This window comes from Kitasatospora sp. NPDC024654 (genome assembly GCF_055559155.1).
Window position 1 is genome coordinate 1 of sequence record NZ_JBVHLF010000213.1, and the last position, 3,348, is coordinate 3,348.

Annotated in this window: 3 protein-coding genes and 1 pseudogene; 2 read left to right on the forward strand and 2 right to left on the reverse strand. The window is 68.0% G+C overall.

What is annotated here, in order from left to right; genetic code table 11:
• Window positions 1-191 precede the first annotated feature (191 nt).
• Window positions 192-989, forward strand: a complete 798-nt coding sequence (locus tag ACZ38L_RS38920; RefSeq protein ID WP_465702787.1) for an MFS transporter — start codon at window positions 192-194, stop codon at window positions 987-989.
• Window positions 990-1,002: 13 nt separating this feature from the next.
• On the opposite strand, the gene ACZ38L_RS38925 is transcribed toward ACZ38L_RS38920, so the two are convergent.
• A complete protein-coding gene (locus tag ACZ38L_RS38925; protein ID WP_465702789.1) occupies window positions 1,003-1,809 on the reverse strand; it encodes a class I SAM-dependent methyltransferase in 807 nt (268 codons plus the stop codon).
• Between the two features lie 242 nt (window positions 1,810-2,051).
• On the opposite strand from ACZ38L_RS38925, the gene ACZ38L_RS38930 reads away from it, so the two are divergent.
• Complete coding sequence (locus tag ACZ38L_RS38930; protein ID WP_465702791.1) at window positions 2,052-2,600, forward strand: GrpB family protein; 549 nt, start codon at window positions 2,052-2,054, stop codon at window positions 2,598-2,600.
• Between the two features lie 140 nt (window positions 2,601-2,740).
• On the opposite strand, the pseudogene ACZ38L_RS38935 reads toward ACZ38L_RS38930, so the two are convergent.
• Window positions 2,741-3,348: pseudogene (locus tag ACZ38L_RS38935) on the reverse strand (hypothetical protein); the annotation flags it as partial.

Genomic DNA, 3,348 nt, shown 5'->3' on the forward strand with positions numbered 1-3,348 from the left:
CACCTGCCGGCCGCCTGACCACCGTCCCCACTGGGCCCGCACCACCGTAACCGCCCTGGAAAGCCGCCCACCCGGCACGACAGCCGGGCCGTCCGCCTACCCAGACACACCGCAACGGCGCCAACGGCCAGCACAGAGATCAACTGACCAGCCGTCGGCCACTACCTGCGGATTCGGGACTGAGCGCTCCGGTGGCCGTCCTCGCCGACGCGCTCTCATTCCTGTCCTCCGCCCTTCTCATCGGGCGCATCCGCATCGACGAGCCACCGCCCTCCACCGCACAGCCCTCACTGCTGCACCGCGCCCGCGAAGGAATGACCTACGTGGTCCACCACCCGGTGCTGCGGGCCACCCTCGGCTGCGCCACCACCGTCAACTTCTTCACCTTCGTCTCCAGCACTGCCCTGACGGTCCTGTTCGCCACCCGGGTATTGCACCTGACAGCCGGCGGCATCGGCCTGGCACTCGGCGTCGGGGCCACCGGTTCACTGCTGGGCGCGATCATCGCACCCCGGATGTCGCGCCGATGGGGGGTGGGGCCGAGCATCGCGGTGGGCGCCGTGCTGTTCCCCGCACCCATCGCCATCGCAGCTCTCGCCGACGGCCCGCTGTGGGTGCGCGGCACAGCACTCGCCCTGTCAGAGTTCCTGGCCGGAATCGGGCTGATGTTCTTCGACATCAACCTCAACTCGCTCCAGACCGCCGTCATCCACGACGACATCCGAAGCCGGGTCTCCGGCGCATACAGCACCCTCAACTACGGCATACGCCCCATCGGCGCCACCATCGGCGGCCTGCTCGCCACCACAATCGGACTACGCCCGACACTGCTACTTGCCGCCGGCGGCGGCGCACTGTCGGCCCTGTGGCTGGTCTTCTCACCGGTGCTGCGCATCCGCACCCTGGCCCAGGCACCCTCAACCAGGCCAAGGAGCGAGGATGACCGGCTGGCGGACTCGGAGTCCGGTCGACGGCCGTGCGGTCGCTGATCAATCTTCGTGCTCAGCGGTGGGCGCTGGCCAGTAGAGCAGCGTGGGGAAGGACCAGTTGACCGTTCGCACCGAGGAGTTCCCGGGACAGAACATCGAAGTGCCGCTTGATCTCCGCGCGGGTCTCCGCAGGCTGGCTCAGCAGGATCTGGCCGATGAATGCCACCCCGGCGGCGGGCCCACTCCACCACTCCTCGGCACTGGCCCGATGCTCCCAGCACAGCGTCTCGCACGTCGCCTCGCGCAGTCCGGCTGAGGCAAGCAGCCCGGCCAGGCCCTCTGGATCGCGGGGGAAGTCGTCCTCTGGGGCGAGCGGCGGCAGATGCGCTGGCCGGGGCACCCCCGCGGCCTCCACTGCCCGCGCCAGCAAAGCCTGGCCGGCAGGTGCGGGCACGGCCCAGATCGTCAGCGCGATCCGCCCTCCGGGGCGGAGCACGCGGCGGAGCTCCGCCAGCGCGTCCTTCGGTCGGCCCACATGATTGATCACGAAGTTGCCGACCACCGCGTCGAAGACACCGTCCTCGAAAGGCAGGTCGGGCAGGACCGCCCAGAAGACTTCGGCGGAGGGGGCAGTCTGCCGCGCAAGCTCCACCATGCTGGGCTCGGCGTCGATGGCGGTCACCTTCGCGCCCCGATTGCATGCTGCTGCGGCCACCGTCCCCGTCCCGGTCCCGACATCGAGGACCCGGGCGCCTTCTCGGACCTCCGCGGCATCGAGCAGCTGCGGCACGGGATAGGCGCATAGTCTTGCAAAGCTCCCCGCGAACGCGGCAGCCCGACCGGCCCACGTCCGGCGCTCGTACTCGTCGAAGGCCGTCACCTGCACTGCTACCCCTTGTTCTTCAACCTCTGCCCGTGGTGAGCCGGCAGCTGGCCACGGGTTTTGGCGTTTTCCGGACAGTGGAGCGGCCTTTGGGTGATCATGTGCGCTGTCGAGACTGTGATCCAAACCCAAGGCCGTGAGGGTGAGTCTGCTGGACGGTGTCGCCCGCGTCGAGTCCCTGTCCGTGTTGTCAGGGTTCAGGGCGACCTCACCATGACCGCGAGACGAAGGGGCCCTTCATGACTCCCACGCCCAGGCAGCAGATTGAGGTAGTCCCCTACGACCCCACCTGGCCTAAACGCGCCGATGTCGCGATCGCGGACCTGCGTAGGGCTCTCCCGGGACTGTTCGCGGACATCGAGCACATCGGCTCTACGGCCGTTCCCGGGCTGGCTGCCAAGCCGATCATCGATCTCATGGCCGCCTGCAACAACTTGGACGTCGCCCAGGAACACGAACAAACGCTGGCAGCTCTGGGCTATCAGCCCCACTTCAACGGCATGACCGACCGCCTGCTCTACGTGCGCGCAACCGACGGCCGAAGGACACACATCCTGCATGTGGTCACCATCAGCAGTTGGCCCACCCGCAACCAGCGGATCCTGCGCGACTATCTCCGCGCGCACCCGGACGAAGCCGCACGATACGCGCAGCTCAAACAGACCATTGCCACCACCGGTGCGACACCCGGCGACTACACATGGGCGAAGACAGGCCTCATCCAGGAGCTGACGGACCGGGCCCGGGCCGAGCTGGGTCTACCTTCTGTACCGGTCTGGGAAAAGTAGCGCGAAACAACTTGCAGCCACGTGCCTCACTTACCCATGGTGGGGCACAGCAGAAGGCTCAAAGGTTGAATGCCAAGCTGATGCCGGAGAGGTGACTTTCGCTGATGTAGGCACCCTGTGCTTGACAGCACCTTGGCCGTTCACCGTTCGAAGCGTCGGAAGTCCGGGACCGTCAGATACAGCGCCAGCATCACTGCGACCACCAGCAGGCCCCCGCCCGTGACTGCCCATGTGGGACCGATCAAGGAGGCCGCTGCACCGTGGGCCAGGCCCGCGAGGCGGGGGCCGCCGGCGGCGATGACTGTGTCGGCGCCCTGGAGGCGACCCCGCAGTTTGTCGGTGACGACGCTTTGGAGCGCGGACTTGCGGAACGCGCTCAGCACCGTGAGCGCGGCGCCAGCCAGGACGAGCAGGCCCGAAGCCGCTGCCAGGGACCGGGCCAGGCCGAACCCAGCGATCGCCCCGCCCCAGCAGCAGACCGCGCCGCAGATCGCGGCGCCGTAACGGCGAGCCCGGGTGAAGGTCCCGGACAGCAGCCCAGCCAGCACGCTGCCGACCGGGATCGCCGCATACAGCACGCCCACGACGTCGGCGCCGCGCAAATCCGAGGCGATTTGCGGATACACCGCGTAGGGCAGGCCAAGGAAGAGCGCTGAGAGTGCGGTTCGCGCCGTAATGCCGGGTTTGGCGTCGCTCGATGGGGTGACATTGGGGCATCTCTGCCGGTCAGGCATTCGAGATTCGCTTG